Source organism: Amnibacterium setariae (genome assembly GCF_003581425.1).
Lineage (GTDB): Bacteria > Actinomycetota > Actinomycetes > Actinomycetales > Microbacteriaceae > Amnibacterium > Amnibacterium setariae.
In genome coordinates this window covers 467,551-482,927 of the sequence record NZ_QXTG01000001.1, presented here as the reverse complement: position 1 = coordinate 482,927, position 15,377 = coordinate 467,551, and the positions used below count along the sequence as shown (strand labels likewise).

Here is a 15,377-nt window from a genome sequence, read left to right as displayed (position 1 = left end):
TCTGTGCCTGCTGGGGCAACGCTTCAGGGCCCCGTTTCATGCCCGAGGCCGCGGACCCCGTCCAGGTGGACGGAGCCGCGGCCGCGGTGGAGTGCTGTTCTTCTCGGACTACCAGCGGTAGTGCGCGAAGGCGCGGTTCGACTCGGCCATCTTGTGCGTGTCCTCGCGGCGCTTGACCGCGGCGCCGAGGCCGTTCGACGCGTCGAGGATCTCGTTGGTGAGGCGGTCCGTCATCGACTTCTCGCGGCGGGCCTTGGCGTAGGAGGTGAGCCAGCGCAGCGCGAGCGTGTTCGCGCGGTGCGGCTTGACCTCGACCGGGACCTGGTACGTCGAGCCGCCGACGCGGCGGCTCTTGACCTCGATGGTCGGGCGCACGTTGTCGAGCGCCTTCTTCAGCGTGGCGACGGCGTCCTGGCCGTTCTTCGCCGCGACCTCCTCGAGCGCGCCGTAGACGATGCGCTCGGCGAGGCCCTTCTTGCCGTCGACGAGGATCTTGTTGACGAGCTGGCTGACGACCGGAGCCTGGTACACCGGGTCGGCGACGACCGGGCGCTTCGGGGCGGGACCCTTACGAGGCATTACTTCTTCTTCTCCAACTTGGCGCCGTAGCGGCTGCGGGCCTGCTTGCGGTTCTTGACGGCCTGGGTGTCCAGCGCGCCGCGGACGATCTTGTAGCGCACGCCGGGCAGGTCCTTCACGCGGCCGCCGCGCACGAGCACCATCGAGTGCTCCTGGAGGTTGTGGCCCTCACCGGGGATGTAGGCGGTGACCTCGGTGCCGTTCGAGAGCTTCACGCGCGCCACCTTGCGGAGCGCGGAGTTCGGCTTCTTCGGCGTCGTGGTGTAGACGCGGGTGCAGACGCCGCGCTGCTGCGGGTTCGCCTTCAGCGCAGGCGCCTTGGTCTTGACGACCTTGGGCGTGCGGCCCTTGCGGACCAGCTGCTGGATGGTGGGCACTCTGCTGACTCCTTAGCCGCCTTGCGGGGCGGGCTGCTTTCCGGACGGCATCCCTCGCGGGATGCGGGGCGCCGGGTTCCGGCGCCGGACGGTCGAAGCGGATGACGCGCATCCGCAGCGGTCCCAACAGCGCCTACCCGCCTGGCGGCCGGAAGCGTTCCGAGGGACGAGCCGTGCGCCGGGAAGCGGCACACGTGCCCACCATGATAACCGCACTCGGGAGGTCGTGTCGAACACGCCCGGCGATCACGGGTCCCCGTCCTCCTCCCACGGCCAGCGCGGGCGCCCCGCACCGGCCGCCCGCGCGCGCACCACGAGGAGCACGACGAGCCCCGCGACCGCGGCGAGCACGGCGTCGACGAGCGTGAAGGCGGACACGGCGGCGCTGCCGAGGGTCAGGAACCCGTCGCCCGGCCCGTTCATCGCGAGGGCGACGAAGCCCGCGACGACGAGCAGGGACGCGGCGGCGAGCAGGGCGGTCTCGAGCGGCAGGAGGACGCTGCGCGATGTGGCCCGTGCGCCGCGCAGCACGATCAGGAGCGCCGCGACCGCGACGCCGAGCGGCTCGGCGAGCGGACCGGCGCCGCGCACCGGGACCACCTCGAGCCCGGTGCCCACGCTGATCAGGCCGTTCGCCGCGACGACGGCAGCGGCCCAGCCGAGCCCGGCGAGGAGCGCCGGCGCGAGGCCGGCGCGGCCGTCAGGCGCGGCCGTCGCCCAGCTCCTGCTCGTACCGGCGACGGGCCTCCTTGTCGCGGCGGCGCACGCGGGTGCCGCGCGCACCGATCGCGAACCCGGTCCAGAGCATCACCTCGCGGGCGACGAGGCCGGTGAGCACGAACACGGGGCTCAGGAAGGCCTGCACCGCGGTGTTCCGGTCCGGGGCGGACCCGCCGGCGACGAGCGGGACGAGGGAGGCGGCCAGCGCGTAGACGAGCACGCCGACGATGAGGCTCGCGACGACGTAGGCGAACCGGCCCGCGCGGTTGAACAGCAGCACGGTCAGCTCGAACAGCAGGAAGAAGAACAGGGCCGGCAGCCAGGCGAGGACGCCGCCGCCGGTCGTCGCGAACACCTGCAGCTGCGGCGCCACCGCCTGCGGGCCGGCGATGAGCAGCTCGAGCAGCGCGACCGCGGCGAAGTACACCGCGACGAAGAGGCCGGTCGCGAGCAGCACCCACGCGGTCGCCGCGAGACGGTTCCCGTGCTTCTTCGGCGCGGGCGGAGCGGTTTCCTCGGCCGGCGCGAGCACGGGCTGCTGCGGCGCGGGCGCGGGCGGCACCGGCGTCGTGCGGGCGGGCTCGGCGCTCCCCCGGTCCTCGCGCGGAGGCGTCTCGAGCGGGCGGGTCGCCTCCGGGCGCGTCCGGTCGTCGTCGCGCCCGTCGAGGCGATCGGTCGCGGCGCGCGCGTCCGCGCGCTCCTGCTCGAGGGTCCGGTCCGTCGTGGCGCGGTCGGCCGCGGGCACCGCGGTACCGGGGCGCTCCTCAGCGACCGCGGACGCCTCCCGCTCCCCGGCGGGCACGGCGGTCGCCGGGCGCTCCTCGGTGCGGTCGGCCTCGGGGTCGGCGCGGCGGCCGGGGTCCTCCGACGGCTCCTCGACGGGACGGTTCGGCTCGGCCATGTCGGGGGTTCCTCTCGTCGCGGCGCGGAGAGCCTACGGGAGCCGTCAGCGAGGGATCCGGCGGGCCGGGCTGGTCGCCGTCGCGGCGAGCGTCCCGCCCCGCACCGCCTGCACGCGCACGGCGATCCGGTGGCCGGCGTCGCGCGGGCGGAGGCGGTACGCCCGCCCGGTCGCACCCGCGACGGGCTTCCCGTCGCGCAGCCAGCGGTACCGGACCGCGGTCGGCGACGGCTTCCACGAGCCGGACGTCGCGGTCAGCCGCTTGCCGACCCGTGCCGTCCCGGTCGTCCTCGGCGCGGCGGTCTGCAGGAAGACCCGTTGCGCCCCGACCAGGTCGCCGGCGTTGACGATGCCCTCGCCGCACCGCGCCTCCGTGCAGGTGGATCCCGCCGGGAAGGGCGTCGCGGTCGCGGCGAGGCGCTGCATGACGTCGGCCGGGTCGAGGCCGGGTCGCACGGACAGCAGCAGCGCGACGGCGGCGGCGACGCGGGGCGTGGCCATGCTCGTGCCCTGGTCGGCACCGATCGCCGCGCGGTTCCCCTGGTCCGTGAACGCGCCGGCCGCGGTCCAGACGTCCCCGACGACGGGGTTCGCGTCGGACCCGCCCGGCGCCGCGATCGACGGCGTGATGCTCGCGTCGCCGCGGTTCGAGTACCCGGCCAGCATCCCTGTCCGCGTCGTCGCGACGACGCTCACGACCCCGGCGCAGTTCGCCGGCGAGGTGTCCGCCATGGTCGCGCCGTCGTTGCCGGCGGCCGCGACGACGACCGTGCCGCGGTCGATCGCGTCGTCGATCGCCGTCTGCAGGGCGTCGGAGCACTCCCCCGTGTCGGACCCCAGGGAGAGGGAGAGGACCTGCGCGGGGTTCGGGTTGGCGGGCACGCCCGGCACCCGGCCGCCGGAGGCCCACTCGATCGCGGCGATCGAGTCGCCCTCGGAGCCGCCGCAGCCGCCGAGCACCCGCACGGGCAGCACGGAGACGCGCGGCGCCGCGCCGATCACGCCCGTGCCGTTCCGCTGGGCGACGATCTCGCCGGCGACGAACGTGCCGTGCCAGGAGGAGTCGGTGCCGAGCTCGGCGCACGCGTCGCCGGGGTCGGACGGGTCGCCGTCCCAGCCGCCGCCGTCGCCCGTGTCGATCCCCTCGATGTCGGAGACGAAGTCGTAGCCCGGGAGCACGGAAGCGCCCCGCAGGTCCGGGTGGGGCGTGATGCCCGTGTCGAGCACGGCGACGACGACGTCGCGGTCGCCGCGCGTGCGCGTCCAGGCGCGCGGCGCGTCGATGCCGAACCCGCCGGCGCGCGCCTGCGACGACGCGTCCCAGAGGTCCCACTGCTCGCTGGTCCACGGGTCCGCGTCGGCGACCGGCGCGCGGGTCGAGGCGACGGTGAACCGGCGGTCGGGCGACGCCGCGTCGACGAGCGGCGAGGCGTCGAGGGCGCGCTCCTGCTGCGTCTCCGTGCCGCGACCCGTGACCTCGACCGCGGCGAGCCCCTCCCCCAGCGGACGGACGGACTCGACCTGCACCGACGGCAGGCTCGCGTCGAGCTGCGCGGCCGTCGGCAGCGCGCCGTCGACCTGCACGACGAAGCGGCTCGGGTCGCCGCCCGCGTCAGCGGCGACGGCCGCTCCTCCGAGCCCGACCGTCATGGCGACGGTCGCGACGAGCGCGGCGCATCGGCGCAGGCCGGCTCCGGCGCTGCGGTTCACGGGTGCCTCCCGGCGCGGACGAGCGGAAGGCGGGCGCACAGCGCGCCCGCCTCCCGACGTGGTGCTGATGTCAGCGCTTGAGCGTGTAGATGAAGCCGCTGAGCGTCGAGGAGACGCCCGATCCGGTGTCGCTCTTGCTGGTCTGGACGCTGTTGATCGCGAACACCCGCTCGTCGTTCTGGATGTCGTGCGTGAACTGCAGCACGGCGTCGGGCTGGCCACTGATGGCGACCGTCACGGGGACGACGGTGAAGTTCGCCGCGCTGATGGCCGGATCGGTCGTCCCGAGCGCCAGCGAGGAGGCCCCGACGCCGGAGATGCCCTCCGGTGCCGTGTAGGCCGCGGAGTCGCCCGGGCTGATCGAGACGACGTCGACGGAGTCCAGCGCCGCGACCTCGTTGATGCGCCGGATGAACGTGTTCGGCTTGAGGATGGTCGGCACCGACTTCAGCAGCTTCGCGTTCTCCGCCTCGAGCGCGTCGGACTTCGCCGCCGCCTTCGAGAGGGACGCGATCCTCGCCGTGGTCGCCGTGTTCTGCGCGTCGACGCTCGACGCCGTCTGCGCCGACTCGGTCGCGGAGGCGAGCGCGGGCTGCACCCCGACGAACCAGCCGCCCGCGAGCAGCGCGACGACGGCGGCGCCGGACGCCGCGCCCCAGATGCGGATGTCGATGCTCACTTCGTCGTCTGCTTCCCGTTGATCAGCGCCTTCGGCGACAGGTGGATCGTGAGCTGCACGGTGTAGCCCGAGTCCTGGTCGGAGAGCACGGACGCCGTCGCGTCGGCGTAGGCCGGCACCGATCGGAGCTTGCGCAACCAGGGCGGGAGCGTCGTGATGTCGGACGTGGTGAGCGACAGCTGGAGGCTGGCCGCGCGGGGCATCTCCAGCGGCGTGGATCCCTGGGGGTACGCCTGGACCGCCGACGCGGAGTCCGCCTGGATCGAGGTCACGGAGTAGCCCGCGGGCATCTCGGCCTCGATCGCGTCGATCTGCGCCTGCCAGTCGATCTCGGTCGACGAACCGACCTTCACCGCTGCCTGCCCGACGGCGATGCTCTGCTGCAGCGCCTGGACGTCCCGGAACTTGGCGAGCTGCCGGCTGAGGGTCTGCGTCCGCGAGTTCGCCGCGTCGAGCTGCGCCTGGGACGCCCCTGCGAGGGCGGTGGCACCGGCCGTCGCGCCCGCGGCCACCACGGCCGCCGCCACGACACCCACGACGAGCAGGCGTCGCACCGATCGCCCGCGAGCCGCGGCCTTCAGCTCGCGCGGGATCAGGGAGACGGTCGGGAGGCCGCCTACGACGACGACGGGCGTCCGACGGAGCTCGAGCCCACGCCTCGGAGCCGGCAGCGTGTCCGGAGCGGACACGACCGCGTCGAAGTTCGTGCTCATGCCGCGCTCCGGATGGTGAGGCCGAGGGCCACCGCGGGAGCGGCGCCTGCAGCGAGGAAGGAGGCCTCGTCGACGTGACCGCCGACGGTGAAACGGCCGGCGGGGCGGCTGATGACCACCGGCAGGCCGGTCGCGGAGGCGATGGCCTCGGTCAGCCCGCGCAGCATCGAGCCGCCGCCGGAGAGGACCACGCCGTCGACGCGGGACTCGGGATGGTTATTCTGCCAGAACGCCGCGGTCGTGCGCACCGCCTGGACGAGATCCTTCGCGGTGTCGACGCTGATGGTCGCGGTCGCCGTGGACTCGGGGTCGTCGGCGTCGCCGATGAGGCCGTGGCGCCGCTTCAGCTCGTCCGCGCGGTCCGCGCGGATCTCGAGACGCTCGGCGAGCGCCGCCGTGAGGTCGGCGCCGCCCGTCGGCAGCATGCGGATGAACTGCGGCACGCCCTGATCGGCGACGATGACGCTCGTCGAGACGGCGCCAACGTGCAGGTAGACGTTGACGCCCGACTGCTCCTGCTCGACGTGCGAGCGGACGATCGCGAACGGGATCAGGTCGACGTCGACCACCTTGAGACCAGCGGCCTCGATCGCACGCGTGTTCGCGAGCACGGACTCCCGGGTCGCGGCGACGAGCAGGCCGCGGATGTGGGCCTCGCCCTCGTGCTCGACCTCCTCGATGCCGTAGAAGTCGAGCACGGCCTGCTCGGCCGGCAGCGGCAGCAGGTCCTGGACGCGGAAGGGCAGCGTCTCGCGGATGTGCGAGAGCGGCATGCGGGGCAGGATCAGCTCGCGGATGAGCACCTGCTGGCTGCCGATGCCGGCCACGACCTTCTTCGTGCCGAAGCCGCCGACCTTCCAGAGCCAGGTCAACGCGGAGACGACGGCGTCGAGGTCGGTGACGACGCCTTCCTTGATGGCGTCGAGGGGCACCTGCACCTCGTGGTACCGGTGCAGGACCGGCTGGCGCTTGCCGTCGGCGCTGACCTCGGCGGCACGGATGACTCCGTGGCCGAAGTCGAGCCCGACGATGGTGTTCGGCATGGGGATTCGGGTCCTTCGATTCGGTGGACGAGTGCAGTGTGTCGATCAGGCGGGGGCCGCGTCAGGCCCCAGAGGGAGTGCGCCTCGCGCGGGTCACGCGAGGCCGACCAGGCGCAGGTAGGCGTCGGCGAGCGGCTTCCCGGCGAGCACGCCGACCCACGCGCCCGCGAGGATCCACGGGCCGAACGGGATCGTCGACTTGCGGCTCCTCCGCTGGAGCACGATGAGTGCGACGCCGACGAGGGCGCCGATCGCGAAACCGGCTGCGATGCCGACGGTGAGCTGTGCGACGCCGAGGAAGCCGAGGAACAGCCCGACCACGCCGGCGAGCTTGACGTCACCGAGGCCCATCCCGCCGAGCAGGTGCAGCAGCCCGAAGAACCCTGCGGCCGCTGCGGCGCCGACGCCGGCGACGGCGAGAGGCGCGAGGTCGCCGCGCAGGATCGCCGTCGCGCCGAGCAGTGCGGCGCCCACCGCGTACCCGGGGAGGACGATGCGGTCCGGCAGGCGTCTCGTGTCGAGGTCGATCACCGCGAGGACGACCGAGATCGCGGCGAGGTAGAGGAACGCGATCAGCTCGATGACCGATGCCAGCGCGATCGTCGGATCCGATGAGACCTGCAGCCCGGCGAACGGGAGCGCGGCGACGACGAAGGCGACGCCCGTGCCCGCCTCGACGAGCGGGTAGCGGACCGGGATCCGCATGTCGCAGTGCCGGCAGCGGGCGCGGAGCAGGATCCACGACAGCAGGGGGACGTTGTCGCGAGCCGTGATGGCGTTCCCGCATCCTGGGCAGGCCGACCCCGGGGACACGATCGAGAGCCCGGCGGGGACGCGGTAGGCGACGACGTTCAGGAAGGAGCCGATCAGGAGGCCGAACACGCCGGCGCTCACGAGGACGAAGGCGATCATGGCGTGCCGCCTCCCGAGGGGTTGACGGTGGCGTAGCCGATCACCGTGTAGTTGCTGTCCGTGGGGTTGAGGAACTTGGGCGGGCTGATGGTCTTCAGCACGGTGTCGTACTGGTACGCCTTGGAGTAGCCGGTGTTCACCGTCGTGTACGTGCCGTCGGCGTTCTGCACGTTGTAGCCGCCCGCGACCGTGCCGCGGAACTTCTGGGCGATCGACCCGAAGACCACGAGTGCGCCCCGCGTCGCGCCACGGTTGTAGTTCTGCACGCGGAACGTGTGCAGGACGGAGATGATCGCGGCGTCGATCTCGAAGTTCACCTGGATGCCCGTGTGCCCCGGCTTGACCATCGGCTGGTCGCTCGCCAGGGACATGGGGTTCCACACCACCACGGAGCTCTGGCCGACGAGTCCCAGCAGGTCCGCGGACTTGTTCTCGTAGGTGAGGTCGTTGGTGACCCAGACGTAGTTCTCGGACGCCGCGGTCGTCTGGATGGACGCACCCGCCGAGCCGCCCGAGAGCTGCCCGGAGATGTAGAGGTCGCCGTTCCGGCAGCCGTACGCGGGCGCTCCCGTGCTCCACTGGGCCGGCGTCGACGTGGTCATCCACGACGTCGCCGGCGCCTCGCCCGCGAGCGGGTACCGGATCTGCGACGCCCCGGAGCCCACCGACCACCCGATGCCGTTGTACGCGCTCGCGTCCGGGTCGCCGCCGGGGCCGATGCAGGTCAGCGTGCTCGGCCTCGTGGTCGACGTCCACCCGTTCGCCGGGTCTTCGGCCGGGGTGCGGACGTTCTGGACGTAGACGAGCTGTCCGTTGAACTTCGCCTGCGAGAACGTCGCCCCCTGCGGCTGCCGGAGGTCGGCGGCCGCGCCGCACGAAGCGGCGGGCCCCGGGTTGCGGGACCACGGCGACACGACGGTGACCGTGTGGGCAGGACCGTTGTAGGTGATCTGGGTGGGCCCCGTGTACAGGCACGTGGCGTCGCTGCGCATCGAGGAGTTGGTCGCCGGCATGCTCACGGTGTCCGCATGCACGAGCGGGATCTTGGGCGAGCAGTTCTTCGCGGTCGTGAACATCGGGTCGGTCGTCGGCGCGCCGGTCTCGAAGGTGCCCTCGACCGTCATCCCGCACGCGAGCACGGGCGTGTCGTTCGTGTGCACGTCCCCGTAGAGGACGTCGCTCTTCTGGAACTGGACCCGCATGTCGGTGGTCTTCGTCGTCGCCGGGTCGGTGTTCGTGTCCCGGTAGCTGCACGCCTTGGGGCGGCCCTGCCACGCGTAGACCGCGCAGGTCTTCGGGTCGAAGGTCTTCACCGCGGGGGGATTGACCCAGGTCTCGGGGTCCTTGATCTCGAGGTCGGTGAAGTAGCCGAAGTCGGTGAAGCCCTTGACGCGGAGCGTCGCGACGATGGTCCTGGTCCTGTTCCCGGCGCGGCCGGTCGACTGGAGCCGGATGATGCCGGCGGAGTCGAACTTGGACAGGTCGGCGGCGTACCGGTACTGCGACGGCGTGTCCGAGGTCGACTTGTCGCTGTCCTTCACGGTCGCCCAGGTCGCGCGCGCATCATGCGTGGCGCTGCCGTTCGGCTCGCCGAGCCCGAAGGCCTTGTTCCACGGGTCCGCCCACTCGACCTTCTTGGTCGTCGAGGTGTTGAAGGTGGACTCGGGGTTGCCCTGCAGGTAGTAGTTCGAGTCGACGTTGAGGCGTGCGACGTAGTCCTGGACGCCCGCGTAGGCGGCGTCCAGGGCGCTCGACGAGCGCTGGACACCGACCGCCTGGCTCCGGCCGGAGGTGGCGACGGTCAGGCCCGTCGCGACGAGCATCATCATCACGAAGCCGAGGATGACGACCGAGATGAGAGCGGCGCCCTCGTCAGTGCTGCTGCGGAGTCTCAATAGTCGATCACCTGCGGAGGAGTGGGCTTCTGCGTGGGCGTCTTGGTGGGCGTGGGCGTGGTCGTCGTCGTCGCGGTGGGCTTCGGGGTCGACTTCGTGGGAGCAGGCGTGCTCGTACCGCTGCCGCCGCCGGCGGTGCCGCCGGTCCCTCCCGAGCCGGCCCCGGGGCTCGAGGTGCCGGGTCCCGTCCCGCTGCCGGAACCGGTGCCGGTCCCGGTGCCGGACCCGCCTCCCGAGGTCGTGGGCGACGGGCTCGAGCTCGTCGGCGTGCTCGGAGCGGAGGTGGCGGTGGCCCTCGGGATGGTCGGCGTGGGCGTCGGCGTCTCCGTCGGGGTCGGGAGGTTCGGCACGGTCGCGGTCGGGTCGACGTCCCGCTTCACGCCCGGCATGCCGATCGCGCTGCTGACGATCACCGGCCGACCGCTGCCGCTGGTGGTCGTCGAGTCGAGCGTCGCCACGACCTGGACGAACGTGACGTTGTCGCGCCGGTCCGCGTCGGCCAGCTGCGGCGGCTGACCGCTCATCGCGATCGGGCGCGACGCCGTGTTGAGGTAGGCGAAGAAGGGAGAAGCGCCCGTCGTGGAGAACCCGGTCGCGACGACCTGCCAGTCCGAGGTCTTCGAGCAGTCGCCGGTGTAGGCGAGCGAACGGGAGGGGAAGGACCACACCTTCGTGCTCGGGTCCTGCGAGGAACCGAGCTGGCGGTTCTCGCTCAGGACGCCGTCCTGCAGGCAGTACGTCACGAGCACCGGATTGGATCCGGGGTTGGTCACGTCGGAGTACGCGATCAGCGACACGCGCGTGGCCGACCCGTACTGGATGGCCGCTCCCGCGGGCGTGTCGGACGTCTTCGCGGCCGTTCGGATCGTGGCGCGGATCGCGTCCATGGCGATCGCGGCCTGGCCCGTCGCGTTCCGATCGTTGCCCGACCAGTTGGTCAGCCGGGAGATGTTCGCGAAGAAGGTGCCCATCATGGCGAGCACGATGCCTGTGACCACCATCGTGACGAGCAGCTCGATGATCGTGAAGCCGCTGTCACGGCCTCCCGACTCCCCGGTCGCGTCGGTGAGCTTCATGGACTTCATCTCAGGGTCCTCGGGTCGAGGGTCACGGTGCCGTCGGTCGACACCCCGGGAAGTGCGGTGTTGGTGACGACCTGCTGCGCGGACGCGACCAGCGGGACGCCGTCGGCGGAGATCGTCCAGGACCCGTAGGGCAGCGCGAGCGCGACCCAGTTGCTGCCGCCCGCGCCGGAGACCGACCAGCTGAGGGTGCTCCGGACGTCGCAGCCCGGATTGCCCGCGCCCACCGGCGTGGTCTGGATCGCGGTGAGCGCCGAGCCGACGGGCGCGTTGACGAGCACGACGCCCATCGGGACCTTCACCGTGGACGAGACGTTCACGAGGGACGTGACGGTCGAGGTCACGCCGGCCTTCAACGGGACCCCGTTCACCGTCGCGGCGACCCAGGCCTGCGGGTCGACCGCGGGGCACGTCTTGGTGCCCGCCTTCGCGACTCCCGCCGTGACGGCATAGGGGGTCGAGGACGGGAAGAGGCCGGAGACGAGTGACAGGACCGACGACGTGGCGCCGTTGACCGTGTAGTTGATGGGGAGGTTCGCCGGTACCGCGGCGTTCGCGTTGTAGGGCGCGAAGTCGAGGTCGACCGCGACGCCGCCCGCCTGGTCGTAGACGAACTGGACCGAGGCGGTCTGCCCGGCTGAGACCGAGACCGTCTTCTTCGGGTTGGTGTCGCCGGACGGGTCCCGGTAGCCCTGCCGGAAGATGGAGACCGAGTAGGCGCCGGGCTTCACACCGTTGGCGTAGGTGCATCCTTCGGACGTCGTCGCCTTCGTCCCGGTCGGGGTCTCCCCCGTGCTGCCGGCGACCACGGTGATGGTCGGGATGATGCCCGCGATGGGCTGGCCGGAGTACCCGACCACCGAGACGGCGATGGCCCCGAGCGCGCTCGTCGTGCTCGAGCCGGTCGGAGCGAACAGCGTGTCGTTCTGCACGCCCTTGTCGGTGCTGATCATCCCGTCCCAGGTGACTCGGACGTTGACGTGCAGCTCGAAGAGGTTGGTCTCGCTGTTGCACGAGACGCTCGCGCCGGCCGACGAGATCCAGGACGCGGTCCGCTTGACGGAGTAGTGCCGGCCGTTCACCAGGCGGTCCTGGGCGGGCTGCGACGTGATCGAGTAGATCGCGCTCGTGTCCTTGCCGTTCGCCACGGCTCGGACGCTGTCGATGTCCTGCGCAGCGAGGTTGGCGGCGACGACGCGGGCCCGGCTGTCGTCGGTCATCCGCACGATGGTCGTGGTGCCGGCGACGATGCCGGAGCTGATGATCGCGAAGACGAGGAGCGCGACGAGGGCTTCGATGAGGGTGAAGCCGCTGTCGGGAGCGGATCGCTCGTTCACGTCGTCCTTCGAAGCCGGGGAGGTCTTGGGGAGGGGGTGCGGAGCGGGCGGCCGGGCCGAAGCCCGACCGCCCGCATCAGGGTCGGTTCAGATCACCAGGCGCCGGTCGGGCACGCGGCGGTGTTCACCGGCGTGACCTGCGTGTTGCTGGTGATGGCGAAGAACTTGCCCGTCGTGCTCGTACCGAGGACGCACCAGAGGCCGGCGTTGGTGCCGGTGCCCGGGGTGAACTTCAGGTCCTTGGAGTTGGTGCTCTTGGACCAGCCGTAGGTCGTCAGGTTGACGGTGCCGGTGGGCGTGGTCGCGGAGCCGGCGGCGGTGACGGCCGAGGGGACCGCGCCGTTGGCGTCGGTGCCGTAGGCGGCGAGCGCGGTCTTCTCGTTGACCAGGTCCGACTTGACGGCGGAGTCCTTCGCGTTGTTCTGCACACCGAGGTACACCGGGATCGCGATCGCGGCGAGGATGCCGATGATCAGGACGACGACCAGGAGCTCGATGAGCGTGAAGCCGGCCTCGCGGTCGCGCAGGGCGTCGCGTCGGGCCGAAAGGGCGGTGGTGATGGACATGACGGGTTCGTTTTCCGTTTCAGGAGGTGGAGTGGTGTTCGACCGTTCCGGATAGGCCGGAAAGGCCATGACCTGAAGATAAAGAATTGAAGAAGGCAATAGCAGACCCCGAGCGGGGGTATTTCGATATCGAAATGACCCCAAGCCGGGGTGCACTGAATTCGGTGCGTCGTTGCACGGGAGCCTTCTCGATCCCGCACCCCAAGGATGAGCGCCGGCGACGCCGGCGCACCGAGCGAAACACCCCCCGTTCTCGGGGCGGACACGCCGCGCGTCAGTGGATTCGCGGCCGGCGTCACCGCCGGCTCGGCCGCTCCGCTCGGCCTGGACACGGTCGGGTGCCCCGGCAGAGCTCGCGGCCTGACGCCGCCCTCGTCCTCCCGGACGCACGAAAGGCCCCGACCGGAGGATTCCGATCGGGGCCTTTCGAATTGCAGGACTCAGTGCACCGCCGACGCGATGCTGAAGATCGGCATGTAGAGCGCGACCACCATGCCGCCGACGACCACGCCGAGCACGCAGATCAGGAGCGGTTCGATGAGCGACGTCAACGCCGCGGACGTGGCTTCGATCTCGTCGTCGTAGAAGTCGGCCACCTTGCCGAGCATCACGTCGACGGAACCGGACTCCTCGCCGACCGCGACCATCTGGACGACCATCGCCGGGAAGATCTTCTCCTCGGCGAGCGGCTCGGCCATCGACCCGCCGAGTCGTACCGACTCGGCGACCCGGAGCGCGGTCTGCTCGATGACCCAGTTGCCGGACGCCTGACCCACGATCTGCAGGGCTCGCAGCAGCGGCACCCCCGCCTGCGTCATGTTCGCGAGGTTGCGTGCGAACCGCGAGATCGCGACCTTGCCCATGAGCGGCCCGAAGATCGGGACCTTGAGGAGCAGCGGATGGACCACTCGCCGGACGCCCTCGGTGTCCTTCTTCGCCCGCCACAGCGAGCTGAGGGCGACGATGAGCACGATCCCCGTCGGCAGCAGCCAGATCATGTTGTCCGAGATGGTGACGAGGATCTGCGTCGGCAGCGGCAACGATTTGCCGAACCCCTCGAACATCTTCTTGAACACGGGGACGATGAAGAGCAGCATCGCGATCACCGCGATCACCGCGATGCCGAGCACCGCCGCGGGATAGGTCATCGCCGACTTGATCGTCGCTTTGAGCTTGGCTTCCTTCTCGAACGTCGTCGCGACGGCGGCGAGTGCGATGTCGAGGAAGCCGCCCGCCTCGCCGGCACGGAGCATGCTCACCATGATGAGCGGGATCTCCTTGTGCTTCGCGAGCGAGTCGGAGAACGAGTTGCCGATCTCGATGTCGCGCGCCACGTCCTGCAGGAGCTCGCGGAGCTTGTCGTTCTCGGTCTGGTCGCCCACGACCGACACGGCGCGCAGCAGGGCGAGCCCGGAGTTCGTCATCGTCGCGAGCTGACGAGTGGCCACGGCGAGGTCGGTCGTCTTGATGCCCTTGGACAGGAAGCCGAGCGAGATCTCGCGGTTGAATCCCGTGCCGCCGGCCTTCTCCGAGATCGACACGGGCGAGAGGCCCATGCCGATGAGGCGCGTCGCGACGGCCGATTCGTTGGGCAGGTCGAACGAGCCGCGGACGATGCGGCCCTGCGCGTTCCGGGCCCGGTACTCGAAGTCCTTGCCGCCGTTGCGCGTGGGGGCCTTGGCGGTGGCGCCGGCCATCAGCGCACCATGCCCATCGACGAGTTCGCCGCGCCCATGGAGCCCATCCCGAAGAAGTCGTTGGTCTGCTGGAAGCGCGGGGTGGTGACGAGCTGGCGCATCGTCTCGACGTCGTGCGCCTTGCCCTCGGCGGCCTCCATGGTGATGGTGCCGTCGGAGACGAGCGCCGCGAGGTGCTGGTCCATCGTCTGCATGCCGAGGTTCGAGCCGGTCTGCATCGCGGTGACGATCTGGCTCGTCTTCGCGCCGCGGATCAGGTTGCCGACGGCCGGCGTGATCTTCAGGACCTCGACGGCGACCGTGCGGCCCTTGCCGTCCGCGGTCGGGACGAGGGTCTGGCAGACCACGCCCTGCAGCACGAGCGACAGCTGCATGCGCACCTGCTGCTGCTGGAAGGCGGGGAACACGTCGACGATGCGGTCGATCGACTGCGGCGCGTCGGAGGTGTGCAGGGTCGCGAACACGAGGTGGCCGGTCTCGGCGGCGGTCAGCGCGACCGAGATCGACTCGAGGTCGCGGAGCTCGCCGAGCAGGATGATGTCCGGGTCCTGGCGGAGGACGTGCTTGAGGGCGGACTCGAAGCTCTGCGTGTCCGCGCCGACCTCGCGCTGGTTCACGAGCGACCGCTTGCTCTGGTGCACGAACTCGATCGGGTCCTCGATCGTCATGATGTGGTCCGCGCGGGTCTCGTTCGCGCGGTCGATCAGCGCCGCGAGGGTCGTCGACTTGCCGGAGCCGGTGGGGCCGGTGACGAGCACGAGCCCGCGGGGCAGGTCGGCGAAGCCGCCGATCGACTCCGGCAGGCCGAGCTGCTCGAGGGTCTTGATCTCGGTCGGGATGAGCCGGAAGGCCGCGCCCCAGTGCTCGCGCTGCTGGTAGACGTTCACGCGGAAGCGGCTCTCGGCGGAGAGCGTGTAGGCGAAGTCGAGCTCGAGCTCCTCCACGAAGGTCGCCCGCTGCTTCTCCGTCATCGAGGCGGACAGGATGCGCTCGACGTCGTCGTGGTCCCAGACGCCGACGGCGTCGACGGGGTGCAGCTCGCCGCGGAGCCGCACGGCGGGCGTGCGGCCGGCGGCGATGTGCAGGTCGGAGCCGCCGTGCTCGACCACGAAGGCGAGCGCGCGGTTGAGCAGGCTGATCGGGTCAGCGGTGGCGGTGGCGTTCAA

General features: G+C 71.4%; 15 protein-coding genes. All 15 read right to left on the bottom strand.

Annotated elements, in window-relative coordinates; genetic code table 11:
- Positions 1-108 precede the first annotated feature (108 nt).
- The 15 genes from rpsG to D1781_RS02390 all read right to left on the bottom strand — a co-directional run bounded on the left by rpsG (position 109) and on the right by D1781_RS02390 (position 15,377).
- A complete protein-coding gene (gene rpsG / locus D1781_RS02460; protein WP_119480681.1) occupies positions 109-579 on the bottom strand; it encodes a 30S ribosomal protein S7 in 471 nt (156 codons plus the stop codon).
- On the bottom strand, positions 579-956 hold the full coding sequence (gene rpsL / locus D1781_RS02455) for a 30S ribosomal protein S12 (RefSeq protein WP_119480680.1): 378 nt from the start codon (positions 954-956) through the stop codon (positions 579-581). Before rpsL ends, rpsG begins: the two co-directional genes overlap by 1 nt.
- A 246-nt stretch (positions 957-1,202) precedes the next feature.
- Positions 1,203-1,574 (bottom strand): hypothetical protein, encoded by a 372-nt coding sequence (locus D1781_RS02450; protein ID WP_147392015.1) that lies wholly within the window; start codon positions 1,572-1,574, stop codon positions 1,203-1,205.
- Positions 1,575-1,656: 82 nt separating this feature from the next.
- Positions 1,657-2,577 (bottom strand): hypothetical protein, encoded by a 921-nt coding sequence (locus D1781_RS02445; protein WP_119480678.1) that lies wholly within the window; start codon positions 2,575-2,577, stop codon positions 1,657-1,659.
- 45 nt (positions 2,578-2,622) lie between these two features.
- Positions 2,623-4,287, bottom strand: coding sequence for a S8 family serine peptidase (locus D1781_RS02440; protein WP_119480677.1), 1,665 nt, complete (start codon positions 4,285-4,287; stop codon positions 2,623-2,625).
- A 70-nt stretch (positions 4,288-4,357) separates the two neighbouring features.
- Positions 4,358-4,966, bottom strand: coding sequence for a hypothetical protein (locus D1781_RS02435; RefSeq protein WP_119480676.1), 609 nt, complete (start codon positions 4,964-4,966; stop codon positions 4,358-4,360).
- Complete coding sequence (locus tag D1781_RS02430) at positions 4,963-5,679, bottom strand: hypothetical protein (RefSeq protein ID WP_119480675.1); 717 nt, start codon at positions 5,677-5,679, stop codon at positions 4,963-4,965. The genes D1781_RS02435 and D1781_RS02430 overlap by 4 nt, the downstream gene beginning before the upstream one ends.
- Complete coding sequence (gene pilM / locus D1781_RS02425; protein WP_119480674.1) at positions 5,676-6,722, bottom strand: type IV pilus assembly protein PilM; 1,047 nt, start codon at positions 6,720-6,722, stop codon at positions 5,676-5,678. The genes D1781_RS02430 and pilM overlap by 4 nt, the downstream gene beginning before the upstream one ends.
- A 93-nt stretch (positions 6,723-6,815) precedes the next feature.
- Complete coding sequence (locus tag D1781_RS02420; RefSeq protein WP_199706350.1) at positions 6,816-7,634, bottom strand: prepilin peptidase; 819 nt, start codon at positions 7,632-7,634, stop codon at positions 6,816-6,818.
- The gene (locus tag D1781_RS02415; protein WP_119480673.1) at positions 7,631-9,529 is read right to left on the bottom strand and encodes a hypothetical protein; all 1,899 of its coding nucleotides are present in this window, start codon (positions 9,527-9,529) and stop codon (positions 7,631-7,633) included. The genes D1781_RS02420 and D1781_RS02415 overlap by 4 nt, the downstream gene beginning before the upstream one ends.
- Complete coding sequence (locus tag D1781_RS17315) at positions 9,526-10,614, bottom strand: PulJ/GspJ family protein (protein ID WP_147392014.1); 1,089 nt, start codon at positions 10,612-10,614, stop codon at positions 9,526-9,528. Before D1781_RS17315 ends, D1781_RS02415 begins: the two co-directional genes overlap by 4 nt.
- Positions 10,611-11,948, bottom strand: a complete 1,338-nt coding sequence (locus tag D1781_RS02405; protein WP_119480671.1) for a prepilin-type N-terminal cleavage/methylation domain-containing protein — start codon at positions 11,946-11,948, stop codon at positions 10,611-10,613. Before D1781_RS02405 ends, D1781_RS17315 begins: the two co-directional genes overlap by 4 nt.
- 92 nt (positions 11,949-12,040) lie before the next feature.
- Positions 12,041-12,514, bottom strand: a complete 474-nt coding sequence (locus D1781_RS17725) for a type II secretion system protein (RefSeq protein WP_199706348.1) — start codon at positions 12,512-12,514, stop codon at positions 12,041-12,043.
- 440 nt (positions 12,515-12,954) lie between these two features.
- Positions 12,955-14,211, bottom strand: a complete 1,257-nt coding sequence (locus D1781_RS02395) for a type II secretion system F family protein (protein WP_119480670.1) — start codon at positions 14,209-14,211, stop codon at positions 12,955-12,957.
- Positions 14,211-15,377 carry a type IV pilus twitching motility protein PilT gene (locus D1781_RS02390; RefSeq protein ID WP_325048774.1) on the bottom strand — a complete coding sequence of 389 codons (1,167 nt, stop codon included), beginning with the start codon at positions 15,375-15,377 and terminating at the stop codon, positions 14,211-14,213. Before D1781_RS02390 ends, D1781_RS02395 begins: the two co-directional genes overlap by 1 nt.